Origin of the sequence: Sorangium sp. So ce185 (assembly GCF_051526825.1) — a bacterium.
GTDB lineage: Bacteria > Myxococcota_A > Polyangia > Polyangiales > Polyangiaceae > Sorangium > Sorangium cellulosum_D.
In genome coordinates this window covers 5,222,088-5,246,866 of sequence record NZ_CP150316.1, presented here as the reverse complement: position 1 = coordinate 5,246,866, position 24,779 = coordinate 5,222,088, and the positions used below count along the sequence as shown (strand labels likewise).

Genomic DNA, 24,779 nt, shown 5'->3' with positions numbered 1-24,779 from the left:
TAACCGATGTCAAAGCAAAATGACCCTCGCGGGGCTCTCGACCGCGACGGGTGCGCAGCGGCGGCCGGCCACGGCGTCCGCGTGAGCTGTCCCAGGAGAGCTCGTCTCGAGCTCCTCCGGGAGCACGGAAGGGAGCGCCTCGGGCACGGGAGGCTCCGGTGGTGTCCTGGATGATAGGTGCTCCCCCGCGCGGCCGTCTGGTAGGATCGTCGGTTGCGCTCGTGGCGGTCCCCGCACGGGACGGCATCACCCTCCCCCAACTCCTGACGAGGTCCTACCATGTCTACCACCGGTCGACGTCATCGTGGTCTGGTCGCCTGCCTTTCCCTCGCCGCGCTCGCTACCGCCGGGTGCGGCCCTGAGGCGGAGCCGGCGGCCGTGGCGGATGATGCGTTCGACGAGGCGGCGCTCGAGGCGCGCGCGGCGCCGAAGGCCGGCCACCACGCGGAGCACGCGAAGAAGAAGTGCCGCCGCCACGTCGGCGTCCACGAGGAGTGGTCGTCCGTGGCGCCGCTGCCCCAGGCGCGAGAGCGGCACATCGCGCTGCTCATGCCGGACGGCCAGGTGATGGTCGCCGGGGGCAGCGGCGACTACCCCTACCCCACGACGGTCGACTTCTACAATCCTGCCACGGACACGTGGACGACCGGCGACGCGCTGCCCTACCCGATGTCCCCCGTGGGTGCGGCGCTCCTGCAGGACGGCAGGGTGCTCTTCAGCCCGGGAGGGCTCGTCTACGACCCGAGCACGGGCGCGACGACGAGCGTCCCCCTCACGCCCGCCGAGGCGGCCCGCGGATGGGAGTTCGCCCAGACGGCGCTGACCCCGCTGCCGAGCGGGCTTTTGCTGCGCACGGGCGGCAGCGACGACGACAGCGTGCTCAAGGAGGCGGTGCTCTACGATCCTGCCGCGAACACCTGGTCCAGCGCAGGGTCGATGTCGGTGACTCGCCACCTGCACACGGCGACGCTGCTCCAGGACGGGCGCGTGCTCGTCGTCGGCGGCTACACGTTGAACGGCAACGAGATGCCCGAGGGTCGCACCAGCGTGGAGATCTACGATCCGGCCACGGGCGCGTGGACGGCGGCGGCGCCGACGAACCTGCCCCGCATGCAGCACACGGCCACGCTGCTGCCGAGCGGGCGCGTGCTGGTGGTGGGCGGCGGCGGGAGGATCTACGGCGGAACCGAGGAGGAGATCGTGGTCCTCGTCGACGCCGGCGAGACCGCCGAGATCTACGACCCCGCGAGCGACACGTGGACGTCGACCCCGCCGCCGAATTTCCGCCACACGTGGGCGTCCGCCGTGGCGCCCCTGGATCACGGCCGCGTGATGGCGGTCGGCAGCGAGGGAGCCGAGATCTACAAGGAGGCCAACAACACGTGGACGGTGATCGACGAGCCGATCCAGAGAGGCTTCCACACGGCGACGACGCTGCAGGACGGGTCGGTGCTCGTCACGGGCGGGTATGACGCGACGTACTTCGTCAACCCGCCGACGCTCGCGAGCGTGGAGCGCTACGGGGGCTGCAAGAAGAGGCATTGACGCGTTCACGCCCCAGCGCCGGCGCTACCGCGGGAGCTGGGCGATGATCCGAAGCGGTCCCCCCGAGCCGCCGCGGATCTTCATGGGCAGCGCGAACACGAGGGCGCCGCGCGCCGGCAGCGCCTCGAGCGAGGCGACGTTCTCGAACGCGGGGATGTCGGCGCCGAGGAGCACCCGGTGCGCGATGAAGTCCCTCGACGGCCCGTGATCGATGCTCGCCGTGTCGATGCCGACCGAGGCCACCTTCCGCGCGACGAGGGCGCGCGCGGCGTCCTCGCCGATGCCGGGAAAGTGCAGGTTGGACGCGTCGCCGCGCCTGTCGTCGCCGAGGTAGCGCTTCCGATCGGGCCAGCGGCTCCCCCAGCCGGTGCGGATCAGCACGACGGTCCCGGGCGCGATGGCGCCGTGTTCCCGCTCGAAGGCCTCGATGTCGGCCCTCGTCACGCGGTAATCGGCGTCCTTCGCAGCGGCTGCCGACACGTCCACGACGGCGGCCGGCGCGACGAGGCGCGAGATCGGCACGGCGTCGGCGGTGCTCTTGCCCTCCGCGAAATGGATGGGCGCGTCCAGGTGCGTCCCGCCGTGCTCCGGCGCGCAGAAGTCGTTCGACGCGTAGAAGTATCCAGCCTCGGTGGGGCCGTGGTGCACCCGATTCAGCACGAAGCCCGTCGCGGCTGTCGGCCAGTAAATCGTCCTGTCGTCGAACGGGTACGTGAGATCCACGAACCTCGCTCCCTCGGGCAGGCGCAGCCGGCCCTGGGTCGCGGCCGCCTTGGGCGTCGAGGCCTCGTTCCCGGCGGCGCACCCGATCGCGAGCGCGAGCGTCACTGCGGTGAAGAGCGCACAGAACATCGCACGTGCCATGGTTCCCTCCCGGATCCCGACCGGAGGCCCGAGACGCCGCGCCCCCGCGTCGTGTGAGCGCCAAGGCTACGCCCCGGCGAGGAATCGACGAGAAGTAAACCGCCAAGGCGCGCCAAGAACACCAAGATATTGTCTTTTTCTTGGCGTCCTTGGCGCCTTGGCGGTTCGAAGCTCTGCGCTCTCAGGCAGTTTCAGCTCGCTGGTCGCAGCAAGCCCACCAGGCGGGCAATCACGATCCCGATCGACGCCCGTCGGTCAGCGTCCACGCGCTCCAGTGGGCGTAGCGCCCCGACATGTGCTCGCGCCTCCACCCGCGATCGACCAGCGCCTGCGCGAGCACCTCGCGCAGCCAGCCGTGGGTGACCGCGAGCACGCTGCCGCGCTGGGCCGCGAGCCCGATCAACCACTCGGCCGCCTCGGCGGCCTGGCGCTGCTGCGCCGCGGGCGGCGGCTCGGCGCGGAGCGCCCCATAGGCCTTCCGGAGGCCGATCGCGAGCGCCCAGACCGCGAGCGGCGCCCGCGCGTTGCCCAGCGGCGGCGCCGGCTGCTCCAGCTCGCGCAGCAGCGCCGACGTGGCGATCTCGCCGCCGGGGAGGAGCAGCTCGGCCGAGGCGCGGGCGCGCGGCAGATCGCTCGCCACCACCGCGCCCGCCTGCGTCGCCAGGGCCCGGAGCGCCGGCGGCGGGCTTTCCCCGGGCAAAAGGCCCGCGGCGTCGTAGGCGTCGCGCCAGCGCTGGAACCCGGCGGCGTCGATCCAGCCGGTGTGGACGTGCGCCGAGCGGCCGTGCCGAACCAGGATGATGCGCGCGCTCAACGTCGGTCCTCGCGGCGGCCGCGGCCGGCGCGCGCCGGGTCGGTCGCCGGCAGCTCCCCGAGGAGATGGTCGACGCAGGTCCGGACGGCGGCCGTCAGGGCTCGATGCGCGCGATAGACGAGGCTGACGCCCCCGGCCTCGGCCTCGTGGCCCTTGAGGACGCGGACGAGGCGCTTCGCCGCCACGTCCTCGGCGCAGAACACCTCCGGAAGCAGCGCGATGCCGATGCCCGCGAGCGTCGCGCGGTAGGCGGCGGAGGACTCGCTCACATAGAAGCGGGGCTCGAAGGCGAAGCGCCGCCTCCGGCGCCCTTGCCCGAGCGTCCACGTGGCCATCCCCTCGGTCGCGTGCAGCGCGATGCAATCGTGGCGCGCGAGGTCCTCGACCCGCTGGGGAACGCCCCGCGCCTCGAGGTAGCGCGGGCTCGCGTACAGCAGCTTCCGCGTCGCCCGCCACAGCTCTCGCGCCACGAAGTCGGTGGTGTCGTCCACCTTGCCCGGGACGATCGCGATATCGAAGCTCCCGGCGAGGAGATCGACACGCCGCGAGTCGATCTCGAGGTCGACCGACACGCGGGGATGCTTCGCGAGGTAGGTGCAGACGGCGCTCGCCACCGCGGCGCCGAGGGGGACGGGCGCCACGATCCGCACGCGCCCGCGCGGCTCGCTCTGGAGCTCGCGGACGTGGTGCGTGCCTTGCGCGAGGTCGTCGATCGCCCGCTCGGCGTGGCCGAAGTACGCGCGCCCGGCGTCGGTGAGCCGCAGCCGCCGCGTCGTTCGCTCGAGGAGCCGGACGCCGAGCGCGGACTCGAGCCGCGCGATGCGCCGGCTCACCGTGGAGACCGGCACCCCGCGCTCGCGGGCGGCGGCCGAGAAGCTGCGCGCCCGGACGACCCGCACGAGGAGCGCGGCGTCGTTGAGGTCCAGATCGATCTGTGCGTCCACGGCAACAGTTCCTTCCCTCCGAGCACACTAATGCGCTCCGGCGGCGGGCGCTAGGTTCGACCCCGTCAAGAGCGCCACCGTCACGGGCCGCGCGGCGCATGGAGAGCCGCGTGGTCCCCGGGACGATCGCGCACGGTCGCTGCGCCCGACGCGGCAGGAGGTTGTCATGATCATCGTCACTGGAGCCAACGGTCAGCTCGGCCGAGCCATCACGGAGCGGCTCCTTCAGCGCGTGCCCGCCGCTCGGCTCGGCGTCAGCGTGCGCAACCCGGAGCAGGCCAGCGCGCTCGCCGCGCGCGGCGTCCGCGTGCGTCGGGCGACCTTCGAGGACCCCGCGAGCCTGCGCCACGCCTTCGAGGGCGCGTCGCACGTCCTGATCGTCTCCGTCGACAGCGCAGGCGAGGCCGCGGTGCGCCAGCATGGAGCCGCGATCGAGGCGGCGCGCGCGGCGGGCGCCCGCCGCGTCCTCTACACGAGCCACATGGGCTCGAACCCGGCGTCCCGCTTCGCGCCGATGCGCGACCACGCAGCCACCGAGGCCTTGCTGCAGGGGTCGGGGGTCGCTTTCACCTCGCTCCGCAACGGGTTCTATGCCGCGTCCGCGCTCATGCTCCTCGAGCGGGCGCTCGAGACCGGCAAGCTCGTCGCGCCAGAGGACGGCCCGGTCTCGTGGACCGAGCACGGCGACCTGGCCGACGCGGCGGCGATCGCGCTGACGGACGAGGCGCGCCTCGAGGGGTCGACCCCGCCGCTCACCGCCTCCCCCGCCCTCGACCTCGCGGAGATCGCCGCGATCGCCTCGGAGCTCCTCGGGCGCTCGATCACGCGGGTGACCGTCAGCGATCGAGCGTTCCGAGCGGACATGGTGTCTCACGGCGTCCCCGAAGAACGGGCGGACTTGCTCCTGGGCCTGTTCGCGGCGAGCCGGGAGCGCGAGTTCGCCGCCGTGGATCCGACGCTGGAGCGCCTGCTCGGCCGAGCGCCGATGTCCATGCGTCACTACCTGGCGGCGCGCCTGTCACGCTGAGGGCACGGGGCGCGACTCGCCTGTCAGCCCCGGGGCTCCTTCATCGCCTCTGCTTCATGAGGGCGAGCACGTCCACCGCATTGACGAGCAGGTACTCGAACTTCCCCAGCGCGTGGAGCTTCCTGATGTCCTCGGGACGCGCGGTCTGACAACCGATCGAGCTGAATCCGAGGCCCGGATGGAAGAGCACCTGATCCATCCACGCCCCCATCCCCTCCGACACCTGCCCTCCGGAAGTGGCCGTCTCGGACGCGCGCATCTCGGCCTCGTCGAAGAGCCCGTCGTGGTTTGTGTCGCGGTATGCGGGGAGCCGCCCGCGGTTCGCTCCCGAGGAGCGGAGGACCGCGAGCGCCGGGTGACCCTTGTAGAGGTCGGACAGGGCCTCGACATGATAGTGCCCCGGCCTCAGCATCCCGACGTCGGGACGGCGATCGCCGTCGAAGTCCGGAGAGGCCATCGAGCTCGTCTGGTACGGGTGCGTCGCGCCGCGGAACTCGTACACCTTCTCGTCGCCCTGGAAGCTCAGCAGCACGAACGCGTCGTCGTACTCGCTCCGGCTCCTCACGGTATGCGTGCGCAGGCCGAAGAGGCGGACGCCGCGCAGGCCGAGCAGGGTCGTCCTCGATCCCGCGGGATCGTGCCCCACCAGCTTGCACAGCATCGTGTAGTGCGTGAGCCGGGCCTCCGGCGGCGCGTCCTCGGCTGGCCAGAGCGGGCCCGCGTCGGCGGCGCCCATCTGTTCGAGGATGAGCGGGTGCGTCGTCGGTCCGATCTTGCCGTCGACGGAGAGGTCGAAGCGCCGCTGGAACCATGCGATGCGCTGCACGAGCGCCTCGGTGTAGGTGCGCTTGCTCTCCTGCTGGTCGACGCCGAAGAAGCCCCGCAGCATGACCAGCAGGTCGAGCGCGCGGGCGTCATTGTATCTCGCTGCCTCGATCGCCTGGGCCGTCGTCAATACATCGCTCATCGTGCAACCTCCCCGCCGCTTCGCGTGACGGACGCGGATCGCGCGCCCCAGGGAAAACGTACCGCGATCTCGGCACGAAGGTCCATGCCGAGGTTGCCCGGAGCGCCGTCCAAGACGCCAGACCAGAGCCATCGACGAGCGTCTCACCCACGCCGCGCGCCGCGCCGGCGCTCTCCCCCGCGCCGCGCCCCCGACGGCGCGAAGACCTCCGCGAGGTATTCGACAAACACCCGTACCTTCGGCAGCAAATGCCGATTCTTCGGGTAGAGCGCGTGAATCGGCCAGCTCATCGTCCGAGCTTCCTCCAGCACGGTCACGAGCGTCCCCTCGGCCAGCGCGTCCTTCACGAGGAAATCGAACATCGCCACGATCCCGCTCCCCGCGAGCGCGAGGCGCTTCAGGACATCCGCGTCGTTCGCGTGGAACGGCCCGGAGATGGGCACATCGAGCACGGCATCCCCGTCCCCGGTCGGGAAGCGAAACGGATCCGGCCGCCCATCGCGCAGGTACCCGACGCAGTCGTGGCGCGCGAGATCGGCCGGCGCCTGTGGCGCGCCGCGCCGCGCGATGTACGACGGCGCCGCGCAGTGGACGATGCGGCTCGCGCCGAGCCGGCGCGCCACCAGGCTCGAGTCGCCGAGCTGGCCGATGCGCACGAGCAGGTCGAGCCCCTCGGCCACGGGGTCGACGTGCTGATCGCGCAGCGTCAGGTGGACCCGGACGTCTGGATAGCGCGCCGAGAAGCGCGGCAGGCTCGGCGCGATCACCTCCCGTCCGAGCGTCACCGGCGCGTCGACGCGCAGGAGCCCCACCGGCTTCGTGCTGGCGCGCGCGATCGCCTCGGTCGCCTCCCCGATCTCCTCGACGATGCGCACGCAGCGCGCATAGAAGGCCTGCCCGTCGTCGGTCAGGCGGAGCGACCGCGTCGTGCGCGAAAGGAGCGCCACGCCGAGCTCCCGCTCGAGGCGCATCACGCGACGGCTCACCGCCGAGGGCGTGACGCCGAGCCGGCGCGCCGCGCGAGAGAAGCTCCCGGTCTCGACGGTGGCGACGAGCAGCTCGATCGCGGCTAGCGAGATCATGATCTGTGCCGAAATAGCACAGGTGACGTTCCCTCGCGCGGACTACTGCGCCCGGCGGAATGGATCTACGGATGGGGTGTCCAGGGAGGACACGCCATGAAAGCTGTCATCATTCGAAAGAACGCCTCCGAAGCCGACGCATGGACGCTCGCCGAGCGCCCCGCGCCCAGGCCCGGTCCGGGACAGGTGCTCGTGCGCATCCGCGCCGCGTCGATCAACTACCGTGACCTCATGGTCGCGCGCGGCCTGTATCACGGCGAGCGCAAGGACGACCTCATCCCCCTCGCGGACGCCGCGGGCGAGGTCGTCGAGGTCGGCGCCGGCGTGCGCCGCTGGAAGACCGGGGATCGGGTCGTCTCGACGTACTTCCCGACGTGGGCGTCGGGGCCGTTCCGCCAGGCGTACCGCGCCGCGCAGCTCGGCGCCGGCCAGAACGACGGCGTCCTCGCCGAGCTCGTGGTCTTCGCCGAGGACGGGCTCCTCCCCGCGCCCGCGCACCTCGGCTTCGACGAGGCGGCGACGCTCCCGTGCGCTGCCGTGACCGCGTGGTCCGCGCTCTTCGAGTCGTGGCCGCGCCCCGCGCCGGGCGCCACCGTCCTCGTCCAGGGGACCGGCGGCGTGTCGCTCTTCGCCGCGCAGCTCGCGCGCGCCGCGGGGCTTCGGGTCATCGCCACGTCGTCCAGCGCGGCGAAGATCGACCGCCTGCGCGCGCTCGGCGTCACCGACACGATCGACTACCGGCAGCAGCCGGAGTGGCACGAGGAGGTGCTGCGCCTGACCGGCGGCGAGGGGGTAGATCGGCTGATCGAGGTCGGCGGCGCCGGCACGCTCCCGCGCTCGCTGCAGGCGGTGAAGGCCGGCGGCGTCGTGAGCCTCATCGGGCTGCTCACCGGGGTCGGCAGCCAGATCGATCCGATGCCGATCCTGTTCCGGGCGATCCGCGTCGAGGGCGTCATCGTCGGCTCGCGCCAGTCGTTCGTCGATCTCACGGCGACGCTCGAGGCGCACGCGATCCGCCCCGTGATCGACGAGGTCTTCCCGCTCGAGCGGGCGAGCGACGCGCTCGCCAAGCTCGCCGCGGGCAAGCACTTCGGCAAGGTCGTCATCCGGCTCGACTGAAGCGCAGCGGACACGAGCCCCTCGCGCGCCGGATCACGCCGGTCGCCCTCGCGCGAGGGGCAGGCTCGCTGTCACGCCCCGCCTTCGCCGCCGTCGCGGCCGTGCCAGCAGGAGACCTCCAGCCTGTCCCCCAGCGGGACCTCCACCGATCCGTAGCCGCTGCCCGCGCCGCGCACGTACTCGAGATAAGGCCGCAGGTCGTCGGGCGCGAGGTCGAGGTCGTCGGCGACGATGAGCGCGCCCATCCGCAGGCGGGGCTCGAGCATCCGGAGCACCGGCAGATAGAGGTTCTTCCAGCCGTCCAGCAGGACGAAATCGACCGGCCCCTCCACGTCCCGGAGCGTCACCAGCGCGTCCCCCTCGCGGATCTCGACGAGATCGCCGAGCCCGCTCTCATCGAGGTTGTTCCGCGCCCGTCGCACCTTCTCCGGGTGCATCTCGCTGCCGATCACCCGCCCGCCGCCCCCATCGCGGACGGCCGCGGCCAGGAACAGCGTCGAGATCCCGAACGACGTGCCGAACTCCACCACCGTGCGCGCCCTCCCCGCGAAGGCGAGGAGGTGCAGCAGCCGGCCGACCTCGCGCGAGACCGGCAGATACGCGTCGGCGAACATCTGGGCGAGCCTCTCGGCGTCCGGGCTCGGCCCGCGGCGCTCCCAGTCGCCGCGCACGCGGGCGATGATGCGCGGATCGCCGCTGTCGGCGTCCTGGAAGAGGCGGTCGAGGATGCTTTGAACGCGCGGCGAATCGAGCGTGGTGCTCATGATGGCGATTCTCCTCCGGGGCTCACGGCGACGGCGCTGCTGCCCTCGCGGCTGCCCTGTCCGACACGGAAGGTGCGCCCGAGGAGACATGGCTTCCAGTGCACGTACGGTAAGGTATCGTTGCGTCCCATGCACTCCATGGATCTGAACCTGCTCGTCGCGCTCGACGTGCTCCTCGAGGAGGAGAGCGTCCTCCTCGCCGCGCGGCGGATGCACCTCAGCCCCTCGGCCATGAGCCGCACGCTCGCGCGCGTCCGCGAGGCCGTGGGCGACCCGATCCTCGTGCGTGCCGGCCGGCGGCTCGTGCCGACGCCGCGGGCCGCGGAGCTGCGCCCGCGCGTGCGCGCGGTGGTCGCCTCGGCCAGCGCGGTCCTGCGAGAGCGGGGCGCGGTCGACGTCGCCGCGCTCACCCGCAGCTTCGCGGTGCGGACCAGCGACGGCATGCTCGGGCTCGTCGGCGCCCCGCTGCTCGACGCCCTGAGGGCCGAGGCGCCGGGCGTCACGGTCCGCTTCCTCCCCGAGGGCGACGAGGACGTGGCCGCGCTCCGGGAGGGCCGGATCGATCTCGACGTCGGCATCATCGGCGAGATGGGCCCGGAGATCCGCGTGCAGGCGCTCGCCAGGGACCGCTTCGTGGGCGTGGTGCGCCGCGGCAGCCCGCTCGCGTCCGGCAAGGTGACGCTGGAGCGGTTCGTCGAGCACGCCCACCTCGGGGTCTCCAGGCAGGGGAAGATCTGGGGCCCCATCGACGACGCCCTCAAGAAGAAAGGGCTCGCCCGGACCACCGCGGCCGTGGCGTCAGGCCATTATGCGGCGCTGTGCCTCCTCGCCAGCTCCGACCTCGTCGGTGCGTTCCCGTCGAAGTGGCTCGCGCACGCCGCCCCGCGCTTCGATCTCGTCACCTTCCCGCTGCCCGTGACCACGCCGGGCATCACCATCGCGCAGGCGTGGCACCCCCGCTTCGATGCCGACCCCGCGCACCGGTGGTTGCGCGACCGGCTCCGCCGCGTCTGCCGGTCGATCGCGGAGCTCGGGGCGTAAGCCACGCCATCCACGGATGGCTCGCGGGTGAACACCTCACCGCCGCTGCTGCGCGCTCGCTGCCTGCTCCTTGCTCATCTGCCGGATGCAGTGCTGGAGCGCCGCCCGGAGGTTCCCCAAGGTGGTCGTGCCGGTCAGATCGAGCCCGAGCGCCACGACGGTCTGTGCGACGTTCGAGCGGATGCCCGTGATGATGCCCTCCGCGCCCAGGAGCCGGATGGCGCCGACGAGCTGGATCAGGTAGGCCGCGGTCTTCGTGTCCACCATCTCGACGCCGGTGAGGTCGAGGATGGCGTAACGCGCGCTCGTACGCACGATCGCCTCGAGCAGGGAGTCCATCACCTCTGCGGTCCTCGCGCTGTCCAGAATGCCGATCATGGGCAAGGTCAGCACGCCGTCCCAGACCTGGATGATGGGCGTCGACAGATCGCGGATGACCTGCTGCTGGCGCTCGATGAGCTCCAGCCTGTTCCGGAGCTCCTCCTCCGTTTTCCTCGCGTCGGTGACGTCGAGCGTCAAGCCGAGGACCCCGTAGATCTCGCCGCGCGCGTCACGGACCGGGATCTGCCAGTTCTCCCACGACACCCCGTACGTCGAGAGCGTCGAATGGCCGGCCTCGCCCGCGAGCGCCCGCCGCAGCATGGCATTCTGTGGATGATCCGCAAAGAGCTCGAACACGCTCTTGCCGACGAACTGTCCCTGATCGAGCCCCGCGGACGTGGCCGCCTTGCCCTCGTGGAACGTGAACACCCCGTCGCGATCGACGGCCCAGACGACGACCGGCAGGGTCTGCGTGACCGTGTGAAGGATGTGCTCCTTCTCCTTGAGAACGCGGAGTTGCTCGGCCCGCTCCGTCACGCATTGACCGAAGACCCCGATGCCGCTCACCTCCCCCCGCTCGTCGAGGAGGCGCTCGTGACTCCACTCGAAGACGGCCAGGTCCCCGCCCTTCCGGGCGTGGGACCACACGCGGGGCGCCGCCCCGTCCTCTCCGAGGAGCCGCCGCCATGCGCTGGGATCACCGCGCACGGGCAACAACTCATCCACACGCCGGCCGACCGCCTCCTCCCGCGTGTAGCCGAGCAATCGCTCGGCCGCCTGGTTCCAGTCCTCGATCGTGAGATCGCAGCCGTACTCGACGATGGCCAGCGGCGCCCGCTCGAGGAGCCGCGCGCGCTTGCTCGCAAGCTTCATGGACTCGACGTCTGCCTGCGATCCGGCGGAACCCTGCATGCATGAAGATTTATCTTGAACGTTCATCACCCGTCGAGAGGGTTCGTCCACGCGCCGAACGGTTCTTGCTCCGCGTCTGCAAGGTAGACCTCGATGACGCGGCGACAGCACACCTCGGGCCACATCTGCTGCGCCCTACGACGATGGCGCTCGACATCCGGACCGCATCATCGGCCCGCGATGAAGCTGTCCTGGTAGCCCGGGTCCTCGACGTCGAGCGCGGCCGGGGTGGCCGCGAGCGGGCGGGTCGTATCGAGCATGACCGCGAGCTCGCTCGTCGCGCGGCTCCCGAGGCTCGCCTCGTACGCGCCGGGGTGCGGCCCGTGCGGGACGCCGGCCGGGTGGTGCGAGATGCTGCCCGGGCCGACGCCGCGGCGCGAGGTGAAGTCGCCGCGGCAGTAGAACAGGAATTCATCGCAGTCGACGGACGAGTGGGGATAGGGACAGGGGATCGCCTCCGGGTGGAAGTCGATGGGGCGCGGCACGAAGCTGCAGATGAGGGCGCCCCGCGCCGCGAACGTGCCGTGCCAGTCCGGCGGCAGGTGCACGAGCCCGACGCGCGCCTGGAAGCGCTCGATCGGGAACGCGAACGGGTACACCGCCCCGTCCCAGCCGACGACGTCGAGCGGCGAGCGCTCGCAGGCGAAGCCGTGGAACGCGCCGCCGCGCTTCACGACCAGGGAGCGAATGCCCTCGTCGAGCGGGCCGACGAACGTGGGCCGCCGGAAATCGCGGTGGGCGTAGGGCGCGTCCATCCGCAGCTGGCCGACCTCGTTGCGCCACTGGCGCGGGAGGTGGATATCCGCGGCCTCGATCGCGAGCCATCGCTGGGGCGCTTCGTCGGGGAGGAAGCGGTAGAAGAGCCCCTTCGGGACGACGACGTAGTCGTCCTGCTCGAAGCGGAGATCGCCGAGCACCGTGCGCAGGAGCCCGCTCCCGCGGAAGATGAAGAACAGCTCGTCGGCGTCGGCGTTCGCGAAGTACACCGGATCGGCGGCGTCCGGCTGGGCCACCCCGATCACCACGTCGTCGTTGAAGAGGAGCGGCACGCGGCAGTCGATCGCGGGCCCGGCCCGCCGCGGCAGATCGTGCGTCCTGTAGTGCCGCTTCGCGAGCGGACGCGGCGGCGCGGCGACCGGCAGCGCGAAGCCGTGCTCGGCCCGCGCGAGCCGGTGCTCGTGCGGCCGCCGCTCGTGGTAGGCGATCGTATAGGGGCCGTCGAAGCCCGCCCGCGTCAGGCACTCCTCGTAGCGGAGCTCCCCCGCCTCGCTCCGGAGGGCGATGTGGTGCTTGCGGGGGACCGTCCCGACGGCGACGCGGTCGAGCATCAGCCGCTCCCTTGCGCGCTCTGTTGCCGCTCGATGCTCTCGAACAGCGCCCGGAAGTTGCCGGCGCCGAAGCCGCGATCCCCCTTTCGCTGGATGAGCTCGAAGAAGAACGGCCCCGCGTCGGGGTCGCGGTGCGTGCCCGACGACTCCTTGAGGAAGATCTGGAGGAGATAGGATCGCGCGCCGTCGCCGTCGACGAGCACCTCGAGCTCCCGCAGCGCCGCCACGTCCTCGTCGATCCGCCCGACGCCGAGCCGCTGCAGGCGCTCGGGCATGAGGTCGTAGTAGGCGGCCGGGGTCGGCATGAACTCCACCCCTCGCCCGCGCATCCCGCGCACGGCCGTGAGGAGGTCGTCCACGTCGAGCGCCACGTGCTGCACCCCGTCGCCGCGGTGCTCCTCGTTGAAGACGTTGATCTGCGAGCTCTTGAAGTAGGGCCGGTAAGGCTCGTTGTTGGCGAACTTCACGCCCGAGGCAGGGTCCCACATCACGGCGGAGCGCAGGCCCGAGCCGTGAGCGGCGCCCGTCCCGACGTCGTTCGTGTGAAACTCGATCTTCCAGAACGGCTCGAGCCCGAGCACGTGCTCCATCCAGAGCAGGGCGGGCGCCATCGTCTGGAAGTTCGACGTGATGTGATCGAACCGGGCGATCCCGAACCGGTTCTCGCCGCCGCGGGGCGCGTCGTAGGCCACGCAGCCGGGGAACAGCGCCCGGTAGCCGCGCCGCTCCACGAAGCGGAAGGTGGTGTCGCCGAACGGGCTCGTGATCGAGAACGACGCGAACGATCCGCCCGCGTCCGTCGCCCGGTGGATCTCGTCGATCGGCGTGCCCCCGCGGCGGTCGAGCAGCCGGAAGGCGCGGTCGATATCCTCCACCTCGAAGATGATCGTGCCCACCCCGTCGGGGTGCTTGCGCAGGTAGCGCCACGCCCGCCCGCCCTCGCCGATCGGCTGCGAGCAGACGATGACGCACTCGCCGGCCTGGAACACGATCGACTGCTGCGCCGCCGCCGCGCTCAGCTCCGGCGAGCTCGCGGCGATCTCCTGGAAGTCGAGCTTCTCCGTGTAGAACCTGCGGCTCCGCTCCAGGTCGCGCACGTAGTAGTGCAGGGCCTCTACCCGCTTGATGCCGATCGACTCCACCTTGGCGCTCATCCGGCCACCACCCGCTGCGCGATGCGCCCGAACAGGCTCTCTCCCGAGCGATTCAGCATCTCGATCATGATCGTGTCTCCTGGCTTCATGAAGGGCGTCCTCGCCGCCCCGTGCGCGAGGATCTCGAGCATGCGCTTCTCCGCAAGGCACGACACGCCGCGCGCCGGATCCCGGTTCGAGACGGTGCCGCTGCCGAGCAGGGTCCCGGCCGTGAAGCTGCGGGTCCTGGCGATGTGCTCGATGAGGTCGAAGAACGAGAAGTGCATCTCCGGGCCGGCCTCGGGGTCGCCGACGAGCGCGCCGTTGTACGTGGAGCGCAGCCGCAGGTGGACGCGCCCGTCGCAAAACGCGTCGCCGAGCTCGTCCGGCGTGATCGCGAACGGGGAGAACGCCGTCGCCGGCTTCGAGCAGAAGAACCCGAAGCCCTTGGCGAGCTCGGCGGGCACGAGGTTGCGCAGCGTCACGTCGTTGGCCAGGAGGAACAGGCGGATGTGCCGGTGGGCCTCGTCGCGGCGCGTGCCCTGCGGGGTGTCGCCGAGGACGGCGCAGACCTCGGCCTCGAAATCGAGGCCCCAGGCCTCGTCGCGCAGGACGATGTCGTCGGTCGGCCCGAGGAGCACGCCGGAGCCGCCCTGGTACACGAGCGGATCGGTCGTGAGCGTCTCCGGAGGCTCGGCGCCGCGCGCCTTACGCACGAGCTCGATGTGGTGGATGTACGCCGACCCGTCGATCCACTCGTACGCGCGGGGCAAGGGCGCGGCGAGCTCTTCCACGGCGAGCGGGGCCACGGCCGCGCCGCCGCGCTCGATGTCGTCGGCGATGCGGCGCAGCGCCGGCTCGGCGCGCTCCCAGTCATCGAGCGCGGCCTGGAGCGTGGGAAAGGCGGCGCCGGCCGGCGCGTAGGCGAGGCCGTCGCGGCGGACGACGATGAGCGTGCCGTCGCGGCCGGGGCCGCGGAGAGAGGCGAGCTTCATGCGGGGGCGAGCTCCTCGGAGGCGACTGCGATGACTTCGTATCCGATCCTTCTGGCGCGCGGCATAGGCATACTCACCTATGCGCGCCGCGCTCGCGCGCGTCCGGGCGCCTCGCCCCGCTGCGCGGGCGGCAAGCGGATCGCGACCACGGCGCTCCCATCGTTCAGGGGATCACTTTTGCAGTTGGACGCCGAGGAACAGGGCATTCCCCTTCGCCCCGGACAGATCGCTCCTTTGATAGCCGAGCGCCACGCGCGCAGCGTGCCCTTCGATGATGTAGCCCATCTGGGCATCGATGAGCAGGTAGGGGTCGGCGTTCTTCGGCTTCGCTTGTTGCAGTCGGACGAGAGGCTGCAGCTTCCCGACGCCGACCTCGCTCGCCGTGAGGTAGCTCGCGAGCGCGAAATAGGAAAAATCGAACCTCTCGAATTCGCCAAAGTACTTGTAAAATGCGCCTTCGAGCGTGATCGTACCCGCCGCGGGGAGGTTCTTTTCGAACAGGAGGTCGGCGTTGAGCTCGGCATAGGTGTCCGTGCGCGGGGTGCCTGGGGGCATACCCGCCGCAGGGGGCGGCAACGATTCGACGGAACCTTCCCTCTGCACTTCGCCCGCGACGCCGAGCGCGAGGATGTCCTTCTCTCCGAGGTACGTAGACTTCTGGTAATAGGCTGGCTCCGGGTCGAGCAAGCTCAGGTTGAGCCTCGCCGTGTAGAGCGGGCTCACCGAGGAGTCATGCAGGTTGAACGCGCCCACGTAATACTTGAACAGGCCGCCCGCTACCTTGCCCCAGGCGGTCACCCCGTCGTTGCGTCCGAAAGGCCCCTGCCTCGGCCCGATCGGCGGCGCATAGGGCTCGAAGAACCCGGGATAGTTCCACGGCCCCATCGACCACGGCCCGGAGAAGGCGGAGCGATCCGAGGGCACGATCATTCGACCGATCCAGACGTTCAGCAGATCGTGAAACTTGACCTTGGCGATGGCGTCACGGAGGGTCGCGCTGCCCGCGATGTTGCCCCCGGTCGGGGTCGGCCCGAACTGGGCGACGATCGCGCCCTGCACCCCGATGAACCGGTTGATCTCGCCCGAAAACGATAGATCCAGCTCTCCGTCCCCGAGCAGCCGATCCATCTTCTCGCGCGCGCTGGGGTTCTGTAGGCGGCCTCCGACGCGGGCCCAGGCCGCGACGCTGAGCGGCAGCTTCCATGGCTCCTTCTCCGCCGGTGGCGCCGGCGGAGCTGGGCTGGGCCCGGCAGCGCCCTGCGGTGCTGGCGCGCCGGCGTGGGCTTCGGCGGACGGCGCTCGCGACGCGCTCGCGTCTTCAGGGGGGCTCGCGGGCTCGGTCGCGGGAGCCGCGATCGGCGGGTCTTCGCCGGTGGGCGCCGGCGGCGCTTCGGGCTGCGCCTGTGCCCGTGCCGAGCGATGGAAGGAAGTGATGCTGAGGATGACGGCCAAGATACCTGCGCCAAGTTCGCCCCGGCGTATCGACGATCTCGTCAGTGTGCTCATGCGTTCTCCGTGTTGTGGTCTCAGCCGCGACCGCGCCCTAGCCGATCTCGTGAACCGTGAGCCGCACCCGGTCGGCCAGCCGCTCGCCCACGGCCAGGGCCAGCACGGCGTTCAGCCGCTGAAGCCCTGGCGCCGAGGTGCGCATGCGGATGGAGGTGCGGAAATAGGTGAGCCCGGGGTCCACGGCCTCGCCGCGCCCGAGCGCCGCCTGCACTTCCGGGGGCCTGGCGCGGACGCCTTCGGAGAGGATCTCCACCGTTCCATGGCCGGCGATGTCGAGGATGTAGTGGGCCGAGATGTCGGTCCGCCCGTCATCCCAGATCGTCTGCCAGTCGCCGCCGCCCGGCAGCACCCGCCCCTCGAGGCCGCCGGCCACCGTACCGCCGACGATGGGAATGAAGCGCCTCCCGGGCGGGCCCGGATCGACGGTGACCGGCGTGTCCACCGCCACCTCGAGCGTCATCAGGGGGACGAGGGGCGGGCTCACGCGGCGGGCTCCGAGGCGCGCTTCAGGCCGGTCAGCACCTTGTAGCGGGCGGCGATGGCCTCCAGCTCGCCGGGGGCGAAGACGTCCTCGATGCGGTCGAAGCCGTTCGGCGCGCGGTCCTGGGCGATCTGCATGCACTGCTCCGGGCCGTTGCCGCGATTGGCCGCGACGATGGCGGCGGTGGCGGGCAGGCGCTCGGCCTCGTAGGCGGCCAGCGCCTCCACCGGATCGGCGTGGGCGGCGAGCGCGCGGACCAGCGCGCGGGCGTCGAGGATGGCCTGGCTCGCCCCGTTGGAGCCGATCGGATACATGGGGTGGGCGGCGTCGCCCAGCAGCGTCATGCGCCCATGGCTCCAGCGCGGCAGCGGGTCGCGGTCGACCAGCGGGAACTCGTAGATCGCCTCGGCGTCCCGGATCAGGCCGGGCACATCCAGCCAGTCGAAGCGCCAGGATTCGAACCTGGGCAGGAAGTCGGCGGGGTCGCCGCGCCGATTCCAGTCCTCCCTTCGCAGGCTCTCGGCGACGGCGAGCTCGGCGATCCAGTTGATCCTCTGGCGGCCGTCCGGCCCCGGTGGGGAGATGGGATAGGCGACGAACTTCTCGTCCTGATGCCCGGCCATGATCATGCTGGCGCCGGTGAGGAAGGGCGCCGCCAGCGTGGTCGCCCGCCACAGGATGCGGCCGCCATAGACCGGCGGCCCCTCGTCCGGATAGAGGCGGGCGCGCGCCGCCGAGTGGATGCCGTCGGCGCAGATCAGGAGATCGGCGGCGACCTTCCGGGCCACGCCCTCGCGGTCGACGAAGCGCGCCGCGATGCGGCCTCCGTCCTCCGCGTGGTCCGTGAGGCGCCGGTCGCAGATCACCCGGTCGGCGCCCAGCCGCTCGACGGCGGCGTCGAACAGCACGCCCTGCAGGGCGCCGCGGTGCAGGGAGATCTGCGGCGCGGCGTGGCCCGCGAAGCGGCCGCGCGGCTCGCCCCAGATGCGCTGGCCGAAGCGGTTGTAATAGACAAGCTCCCGGGTCGCGACCCCCTGGGCCAGGAGGGCCTGGACAAGGCCCAGCTCGTCCAGCACCTCGCCGGCGTGGGGCAGGAGGTTGATGCCGACCCCGAGCGGCAGGAGGGTGGGCGCGGCCTCGAACACCGTCACCTCGTGGCCCGAGGCGTGGAGCGAAAGAGCCGCGGCCAGGCCGCCGATCCCGGCGCCCACGACGATCACCTGCATGAAATCCTCCGCAGACATGCGGCTCGGCGCCGCCTGTCGTTATAGACCGTAACAATCGCTCCGATCCGAGCGGCCCGGCGCGCGGGCGGGCGCGGATCGGCGCCACCATGGCCTCAATCACCGGCAGCTGGACGCCGCCGGCCGCCGCGGCGCGGCTGCCGGGCATCCCAGGGATGGTTGAGGGTGGACGCAGCCTAAGAGGTGCGGTTATTGAACATAACTGTCATGCTTGTGTTGTTGCGGACCTGCTGTTCTCTCTGCGTTCGTGGAGATGCAGGCGACTGCAACGAGCGTACCCGAGCCCGCTGGATCGAGGCATAGGCATACTCGCCTATGCCTCGACGCGAGACGAAGGGCTCGACCGCCGGGCGGGCGACGGCGGGCTCCGCGGCAGGTCGGTCGGCCTGCCGTCCACTGCGCCCTCGATGATGCCGAGCGCGCCCAGCGTACGCAGCAAGCGGCGCGCTCGCTCCTCGGGCAGACGACAACGCGTCTGCCACCTCCGCTTCCGACGCAGGCAAGGCCTCGATCGCGCCGAGCTCCACCGCTGCGACCAGGGTCTCGGCCTTCTAAACACCCACCAGGTCCGCAGGGAGCGCCGCGGAATCGCTGCGCAACGCGGCCCGTAGCACCGTCACGGTGCGCCCATCCTCATCGATGGCCTCGAGCGATCCGTCGAAGCGCTCCACGCGCGCCTGGCCGTTGTAGAACGGCTCGACCATCGCGAACCGCTGCGCGTACGCGGGCTGCCCGCGGCCGTCCACGTGCGTCCACCCCTGGTCGTCACGGGCGCGAGCAAAACCCTTGTGAAACGCGTCCAGGTCCAGAAACCAGCGGCCATGGACGAGCTCGCCGCGCCCATCGATGTGTGTGGAGCGGCCGTCCTCGCCCTGTGCGACCGCGATGCCGTCGCGGTAATCGCCCGCGTAGCGCCACCGCGCCGCGTACACGGGGCGGCCGGCCTGATCGATGTGACGGTACAGTCCCTCGCTGTCGCGGACCACGCACCGGCCGTCCTGGTAGTTGCCGCACCAGGAGTACCGTGCTGGATAGAGCTCGGCGCCATCCGGCAGGATGTGATGCCAGCCCTCGGAGCTCGAGACAGCAGCGCGCCCTTCGTAGAAGCCGAAGGTCCTCTCGAACCTCCGCGTGTAGGCGGGCTCCCCGCGAGCATCGATGTGCCAGGCCGCGCTGCCGCGCCGAACGGGCGAAAGGCCCGGGGCGTGGAACGCGAGCACCTCATCGAAGCGCGCCGCGTACAGCGGCTCGCCGTCCACGAGGTGGTGGGTCCGCTCCGGGGCGACCCGGGCACGTCGCCAGTCGTTCATGGCTCACCCGCCGGCCGCCGCATGTTGCACCCCAGGCAGAGCGCACGGGTCCGGTAGGTCTTGAGCATCCGCCGGTACGATTCGCCGTTCCAGATCTCCATCAGCCCCGCGTCGTGGAGATTTCCGAAATCGCCGAGCGTCCTGCGCTGCGCGTCCGGGGCGCAGCACGGGTCGAAGCGTCCCTCGGCGCTGATCCACACCTCCTGGCCAAGAAACGGGCATCGGCCTCCCGGAGCCACGTCCTCGGGCGCGGACTCATCGAGCAGGAAGATGTTCTCCAGCAGCACGTGCTTGCCGTTCGGCAATACGCGCTCCGACGCTGCCTCTCGCGCGGCCAGCACGGCCTCGTTCCAGCGCCGGATCGCCCCGGGGTCGCGGCGCATCGAGAGCGGCTTGAGCTCCTCGAAGTGCGCCCAGAGGTGGTGTCCCTTGACGCGGTCCACGCCCACGCGGATGGCGAGCCGCACGATGTCGGCGAGCTCGGCGACGTTCGCCTCCAGGAACGTCAGCTGGAACGTGACCCTGCAGCGGTTCCCGCCGGCGGCGGCGTGCGCGTCGCGGACGGCGATGAACGCCTGCACGTTCTCGAGCACCGCCTCCCAGCGCGCTCCGAGCATGATCAGCTCGTGCGTCTGCCGGGTGGCCCCGTTCCAGGAGATCTTCACGTCGGAGGTGATCGGCACGAGCCGTTCGGCCCACTCGCGGGCACCCCGTCGCGGGAAGGTGCCGTTCGTGGTCAGGTTGAGCTTGACCCCGTGCTCCCGGCAGAGATCGACGATCTCGTCGAAATGGTCGTACAGGAGCGGCTCGCCCATGGTGGACGGGATCACCTCGCGGAGGCCATGGCCGGCCGACTGGGCGATCACGCGACGCACGAGCTCGATCGGCATCAGCCGGCGCGGCTTTCCAGCCGCCTTCCGCGCCTCCTGCAGAGGGCTGTAGGGCGAGTGCTCCTCGCACATGATGCAGCGGAGGTTGCAGGTGTCCGGGTTCGTGTCGAACGTGATGCGCCATGGCCCCTGGCCGGGCTCTATCCGGGCGGCGTCGCGGCGGGCCATGACCTCGGCGTAGATGCGCTCCATCGCCTCGACGTGACCTGCGAGGTCGGGCACGTGGCCCGACGCGGACTGCGCGTACCCTCGCTGGCCCAGGCGGCGGGCGAGCGCTGGATCGTCGGCGAGGCGCTGCATCTGGCGCGCCATTGAGGCCGGATCGCGGTGCTCGAAGAGGAGGCCGTTGACCTCGTGGTGTACGTACTCGGCCATGCCGCCGGCGCTCGCGGTGATCACCGGCACGCGCGCCTCCAGCGCCTCGTGGATGACGAGCGGCGAGTTCTCGACCCATATCGATGGCACGACGATGCAATCGACCCTGTCGAAGACCGCGCGCACGATGTCCTCGTTGCGGTACTCGGGCAGCCACTCCACGCGGGCGGCCCCGTCGCCCGGCAGCCGCTGCGCGATCGCGCGGAGCGCCTCGGTGTCCTGGCCGCGCGGCCGACCCCAGATACGGAGCCGAGCGTCTCCCCTCACCTGGCCGAAGGCCTCGAGGAGCTGGTGGATGCCTTTCGCGGGGATGTGCGTCCCGATGTACCCGAAGGTGAACGGCTCCCCCGGGGTTCGCGTGCGCCCGCCGAGGCGGGAGAGGTCGAAGCCGTAGTCCAGGTAGACCAGCTTGCGCTCGGGCAGGCCGAACGCCTGCCGGTACCTGCGCTCCAGGTAGCGCGCGGGCGCGATGAATACATCCACGAGATCCGTAATCTCGCGCACGTGGCGCATCCGGCGCGCGACCCAGCCGGTCCAGTAGGCGACGTCTTCCTCTCGCTCGTCCGGCGCGCCCGAGAAGAAGCGCGCATAGCAGCGCTCGGCGCACTTCCGGTCCTCCTGGCCGTCGCACGCCGCCCAGAGATCGTTCGGGTCGGCCGGATGCGTCTGCATGAACTGCCCGCGCGGGCACATCACCCAGTAGTCGTGCAGCGTGTACACGATGGGGATCCCTCGCCCGGCGGCCTCGGCGACGAGCGAGGTCGAGAGGTGGTTGAGGTGACCGATATGGACCACGTCGGGCCGGAGCCGGTCGCAGAGCTCGGCGAAGCGCTGGTCGACGCCCGCGTGCCGGTAGCCGTCCCGGACGCGCGGCGTGTTGACGAGGTGGAGCGAGATGCGCGGATCGCCGCTGTCCTTCTCGTGGCGGACCGCATAATCCGGCGCGAACGGGTCCTCCTCGCGCGTGAAGACGTGGACCTCGTGGCGACCGGCGAGGCCGCGGCAGAGCGTCTGCGTGTAGACCTCCGAGCCCGCGTTGTAGCGCATCGGGTAGCCGTGGATGACCTGCAGGATCTTCATGCCCTCTCCTCAGCACGACCGTGGAAATCCAGCTCTCGCCACAGATCACGCCGCTTCATTCCCATCGCGCGTGCTTCCTGGCAACCTAGCCCCGCTTCCCGGCGGGCGCCGGCATGGTCACCTCGCGCGGCGCAGAGCCGCGCACGAAGGGCGTGCAGCCACGGGACAGGGACGCGGAAGGAGGTCTCGCGTAGGACCACCTCGGCTGCATCGAGCTCATCGGCCGCTTCCTCCAGCATCCCCTCGGCGAGCGCCGCACGCGCCGTGATGAGCGCCGCGTCAGCCTCGATGAGTCGGAAGCCACAGCCTTGAAAGAGGCGCCGCGCTTCAGCCAAATGCCGCCGGGCCTGGTCGGGATCCCGGTCCGCCCAGAACAACGCGCAATCGAGGAGACAAGGCGCGAGGTGGTCCCAGCGCCCTGCATCTCGAACGAGCCGCCCGGACTCCTCGAACCGCTGGATCGCTTCGTCCGTCCGCCCCAGCATGACGAGCGTCCGGGCGTGCGCGCGCATGGCCAGGCCGCGGCTGAGCAGCGAGCCGGCGTCGGGGTCGTCACTGTAGGCCAGCTGGACGGCCCGCGCCGCGCGATCCTGGGCAAGTTCGACCTCGTCGAGGTCGAGCAGCAGTACGGCGAAGCTCGCCAATGGGTAGTGCGCCACCCCCACGTGGCCCGAGATCTCCCGATCGCGGATCAGCTCGATCTCCTCGAAGGTGGCGCGCGCCTCGTGCAGCCGCCCGAACCCGTGCATCAGGTGGCCACGAAAATCACGCGCGCTCAGGCGAGGCCGGAGCTCGCCAGAGGCGTCGGCGCGGCGCACCGCGCTCTCCACGCACGCAAACGCCTCCGTGAGAGCGCCTCTCAGCGAGTGGACGGAGGCCAGGTTTCGCACGGACCCGGCTGCCTCCGCCGTGAGGCCGGCGGCGTCCGCCGTCCGCACGGCGCGCTCCAGGAGGCGCACGGCATCGGACGTCTCCCCTTGCGCGCGGAGAAGCACGCCCGCGCTGTTCTCGAGCCAGTGCCGCTGCCACGGAGCGAGCTCCCCCGGGAGACGAAAGGCGCGACGGTCGAAGAACGCGAGAAAGGCGCGCCGGTCTTCGGCCACGGCGCCATACGCCTTGAGGCTGGTGTGACGCTCTCCCTGGCGGATGCGGTCGTGCAAGACATCGAACGATTCGCACCATCGCCGGGCCTGAACGCCGTGTGCGACCGCCGCGTAGAGCCGATCGAGATCCTCGCGACGTACCGCGTCCTCGCCTCTACGCGGAGGCTGGTCGCGAAACCACTCGAACAGGACCTCGTGTGCGGCGCGAGCCCCCGCGGGATCGACCGCCTCGAGGCGGCGTCGCCAGTAGCCGCGCACGAGGGGGTGCTGATCCCAGCCGCCCGTCTCCGTCGTCAGGAGCAGCGCGGTCTTCTCCAGGCGCGCGCAGGTTCGCCGGAGCTCCTCGGGCGAAGCGTCGCCGATGGACGCCGCAAAGCCGGTGGCGCGTCGATGGGCGCCGACCGCGGAGAGCGTGGCGAGATCCACGGGCCGCTCGCAGAGCGCGACGACGCCGAGCACCGCGCGAGCCTCGGGTTTCAGGCGCGCTTCATAGAAGGCGAGGATACGCTGGATCCGGCCGCCGTCGTCAAGTTGCTCCGCGCCGAAGTCGAGACGATCGGCCGCGAGGACGTCGCCTCCGTGCGCCTCGCTCAGGTAGTCGGCCACGAGGGAGAGGGAGAGGGCGTGACGGCGCAGGCGACCGGCCAGGCGCCCGAGCTGCTCGTCGGAGCCACGCACGCCTCGGCTCCGCAGCACCTGGATGGCCGACGCCACGTCGATGGGGCCGAGCTCGATCCTGCGGACGCCGGTGCCCTCGAGGTTGAGGGGTGGGCGCGTGGTGATCACGCATAGCCCACCGTACATCTGAGATGCCAGATCACGAACCAGCAGCCGGATGGGTCTGTCGATGAGCTCTCCACGATCGTCCTGCAGCGGCTCCAGCCCGTCGAGGACCACGATCGTGGGGCGCTCCCGTATGCGCCGGACCAAACGGCTCACGCTCTCCAGTGGATCTTGCGACGGACTCTCGCCGATCGCTTCGAGCAACACGGACACGGCGGCGGAACCGTAGGGGCCGCCGCCGCGGTCCTGATCTTCGATGGAACAGGAGATCACGGCGTCGACTCCGCCGTAGGCCGGCTGCAGGCCGTCGAGCCAAGTCCGGACGAGCTGCGTCTTGCCGGCGCCCCCTTCGCCGATCACCACGACGGCATGGACGGCCCCATCGTCGAGCGCGTCGTCCAGCAATCGCTTCTCCTGCTCACGACCCACGATCCCCCGCTCGGGCGAAGGAAGGCCGCCGAGCGCAACACCACACCTCGGCCCGAGCCGGGCCGCCCGCAGCGAATCGCCGATGCGGCGCGCGGCCGCGTCGAGGGCTGTAGCGCGATCGGCGGCGCTCACCACCGGCACAGGGTCCTGCATCGGCCCGAATCGACGCAGCGCCTCGTCGGCGTCGTCGATGCATGCTTGCCATCGCACGAGCGAGACTTCGGCCCGCCTCCGGGACATGAGGGCAGGACGGGCGACATGGGTCCACTCGGCCCAGTCGAGCAGCCGGGCGGTGACGAGGATGACCACGTGCGCGGCTGCACGGAGGCGCTTCTCGAGCTCGCGCGCCACGTGCTCGCCGGCCGTGATCCAGGCGTCCAACAGCTCGACCCCCTCCTTGCGGCACACCTGCTCGAGGTACGGGCGAAGCGCCTTCGCGCTGTCGTCGTCGGCCGGACAGTGGAGCAGGAGGAGCTGCATACCGAGGAGAGGATCGCACGAAAGCACACCGCAGGGCAGCGGCGTGGCCCTGGATGGTCGCTGGGGCAGGAGCGCCGCTCCATGGAGCAGCTCGCTTGGCCGGAGGTCCACGATGATGCGTGGCGGTCGCCGGTCCGGCATCTGTGGGAAGGGGTGCGCGGGCACAGGAGCCCCCCGTGAGCTCGGCTGCGCGCCCCGCCGCGTCGTCCGATCGATCGCGGCGCTCGGCTCCTGTGCCC

The 24,779-nt window shown here is 71.2% G+C and carries 20 protein-coding genes; 4 read left to right on the top strand and 16 right to left on the bottom strand.

Annotated features, from left to right (window positions below; translation table 11 throughout):
• Positions 1-378 precede the first annotated feature (378 nt).
• A complete protein-coding gene (locus tag WMF26_RS19285; protein WP_438001509.1) occupies positions 379-1,545 on the top strand; it encodes a Kelch repeat-containing protein in 1,167 nt (388 codons plus the stop codon).
• Between the two features lie 24 nt (positions 1,546-1,569).
• On the opposite strand, the gene WMF26_RS19280 is transcribed toward WMF26_RS19285, so the two are convergent.
• From WMF26_RS19280 to WMF26_RS19270, 3 genes are all read right to left on the bottom strand, one after another.
• Positions 1,570-2,409, bottom strand: a complete 840-nt coding sequence (locus WMF26_RS19280; protein WP_438001508.1) for a cyclase family protein — start codon at positions 2,407-2,409, stop codon at positions 1,570-1,572.
• Between the two features lie 229 nt (positions 2,410-2,638).
• Positions 2,639-3,223 carry a histidine phosphatase family protein gene (locus WMF26_RS19275; RefSeq protein WP_438001507.1) on the bottom strand — a complete coding sequence of 195 codons (585 nt, stop codon included), beginning with the start codon at positions 3,221-3,223 and terminating at the stop codon, positions 2,639-2,641.
• Positions 3,220-4,167: a LysR family transcriptional regulator gene (locus tag WMF26_RS19270; RefSeq protein WP_438001506.1), complete on the bottom strand. Its 948-nt coding sequence runs from the start codon at positions 4,165-4,167 to the stop codon at positions 3,220-3,222. Before WMF26_RS19270 ends, WMF26_RS19275 begins: the two co-directional genes overlap by 4 nt.
• A gap of 166 nt (positions 4,168-4,333) precedes the next feature.
• Here WMF26_RS19270 and WMF26_RS19265 point away from each other — a divergent pair, with 166 nt between their 5' ends.
• Entirely contained in the window at positions 4,334-5,194 is an 861-nt protein-coding gene (locus WMF26_RS19265) for an NAD(P)H-binding protein (RefSeq protein ID WP_437338515.1), read from the top strand.
• A gap of 40 nt (positions 5,195-5,234) precedes the next feature.
• Here the strand turns inward: WMF26_RS19265 and WMF26_RS19260 are convergent, their stop codons facing one another.
• Together WMF26_RS19260 and WMF26_RS19255 are read right to left on the bottom strand one after the other, a co-directional pair.
• Positions 5,235-6,161: a peptidoglycan-binding protein gene (locus WMF26_RS19260; protein ID WP_438001505.1), complete on the bottom strand. Its 927-nt coding sequence runs from the start codon at positions 6,159-6,161 to the stop codon at positions 5,235-5,237.
• Positions 6,162-6,304: 143 nt separating this feature from the next.
• Positions 6,305-7,243: a LysR family transcriptional regulator gene (locus tag WMF26_RS19255; RefSeq protein WP_438001504.1), complete on the bottom strand. Its 939-nt coding sequence runs from the start codon at positions 7,241-7,243 to the stop codon at positions 6,305-6,307.
• 96 nt (positions 7,244-7,339) lie between these two features.
• Here WMF26_RS19255 and WMF26_RS19250 point away from each other — a divergent pair, with 96 nt between their 5' ends.
• Entirely contained in the window at positions 7,340-8,362 is a 1,023-nt protein-coding gene (locus WMF26_RS19250; RefSeq protein ID WP_438001503.1) for a zinc-dependent alcohol dehydrogenase family protein, read from the top strand.
• Between the two features lie 71 nt (positions 8,363-8,433).
• Here WMF26_RS19250 and WMF26_RS19245 read toward each other — a convergent pair whose 3' ends face one another.
• Positions 8,434-9,126, bottom strand: coding sequence for an O-methyltransferase (locus tag WMF26_RS19245; protein ID WP_438001502.1), 693 nt, complete (start codon positions 9,124-9,126; stop codon positions 8,434-8,436).
• Between the two features lie 129 nt (positions 9,127-9,255).
• Between WMF26_RS19245 and WMF26_RS19240 the strand changes: the two genes are divergently transcribed.
• Complete coding sequence (locus tag WMF26_RS19240; RefSeq protein WP_438001501.1) at positions 9,256-10,167, top strand: LysR family transcriptional regulator; 912 nt, start codon at positions 9,256-9,258, stop codon at positions 10,165-10,167.
• 36 nt (positions 10,168-10,203) lie between these two features.
• Here WMF26_RS19240 and WMF26_RS19235 read toward each other — a convergent pair whose 3' ends face one another.
• The 10 genes from WMF26_RS19235 to WMF26_RS19190 all read right to left on the bottom strand — a co-directional run bounded on the left by WMF26_RS19235 (position 10,204) and on the right by WMF26_RS19190 (position 24,540).
• On the bottom strand, positions 10,204-11,361 hold the full coding sequence (locus WMF26_RS19235; RefSeq protein ID WP_438001500.1) for a PAS domain-containing protein: 1,158 nt from the start codon (positions 11,359-11,361) through the stop codon (positions 10,204-10,206).
• Positions 11,362-11,567: 206 nt separating this feature from the next.
• A complete protein-coding gene (locus WMF26_RS19230; RefSeq protein WP_438001499.1) occupies positions 11,568-12,728 on the bottom strand; it encodes a homogentisate 1,2-dioxygenase in 1,161 nt (386 codons plus the stop codon).
• The gene (locus WMF26_RS19225; protein WP_438001498.1) at positions 12,728-13,882 is read right to left on the bottom strand and encodes a 4-hydroxyphenylpyruvate dioxygenase family protein; all 1,155 of its coding nucleotides are present in this window, start codon (positions 13,880-13,882) and stop codon (positions 12,728-12,730) included. The genes WMF26_RS19230 and WMF26_RS19225 overlap by 1 nt, the downstream gene beginning before the upstream one ends.
• Positions 13,879-14,856 (bottom strand): fumarylacetoacetate hydrolase family protein, encoded by a 978-nt coding sequence (locus WMF26_RS19220; protein ID WP_438001497.1) that lies wholly within the window; start codon positions 14,854-14,856, stop codon positions 13,879-13,881. Before WMF26_RS19220 ends, WMF26_RS19225 begins: the two co-directional genes overlap by 4 nt.
• 171 nt (positions 14,857-15,027) lie before the next feature.
• Entirely contained in the window at positions 15,028-16,362 is a 1,335-nt protein-coding gene (locus WMF26_RS19215; protein ID WP_438001496.1) for a hypothetical protein, read from the bottom strand.
• A gap of 37 nt (positions 16,363-16,399) precedes the next feature.
• A complete protein-coding gene (locus tag WMF26_RS19210; protein WP_437338505.1) occupies positions 16,400-16,849 on the bottom strand; it encodes a DUF3237 domain-containing protein in 450 nt (149 codons plus the stop codon).
• Positions 16,846-18,072, bottom strand: a complete 1,227-nt coding sequence (locus WMF26_RS19205) for a flavin-dependent oxidoreductase (RefSeq protein WP_438001495.1) — start codon at positions 18,070-18,072, stop codon at positions 16,846-16,848. The genes WMF26_RS19210 and WMF26_RS19205 overlap by 4 nt, the downstream gene beginning before the upstream one ends.
• Positions 18,073-18,641: 569 nt before the next feature.
• On the bottom strand, positions 18,642-19,400 hold the full coding sequence (locus WMF26_RS19200) for a WG repeat-containing protein (protein ID WP_438001494.1): 759 nt from the start codon (positions 19,398-19,400) through the stop codon (positions 18,642-18,644).
• On the bottom strand, positions 19,397-21,745 hold the full coding sequence (locus tag WMF26_RS19195) for a glycosyltransferase (RefSeq protein ID WP_438001493.1): 2,349 nt from the start codon (positions 21,743-21,745) through the stop codon (positions 19,397-19,399). Before WMF26_RS19195 ends, WMF26_RS19200 begins: the two co-directional genes overlap by 4 nt.
• Positions 21,742-24,540 (bottom strand): AAA family ATPase, encoded by a 2,799-nt coding sequence (locus tag WMF26_RS19190; RefSeq protein WP_438001492.1) that lies wholly within the window; start codon positions 24,538-24,540, stop codon positions 21,742-21,744. The genes WMF26_RS19195 and WMF26_RS19190 overlap by 4 nt, the downstream gene beginning before the upstream one ends.
• Positions 24,541-24,779 lie beyond the last annotated feature (239 nt).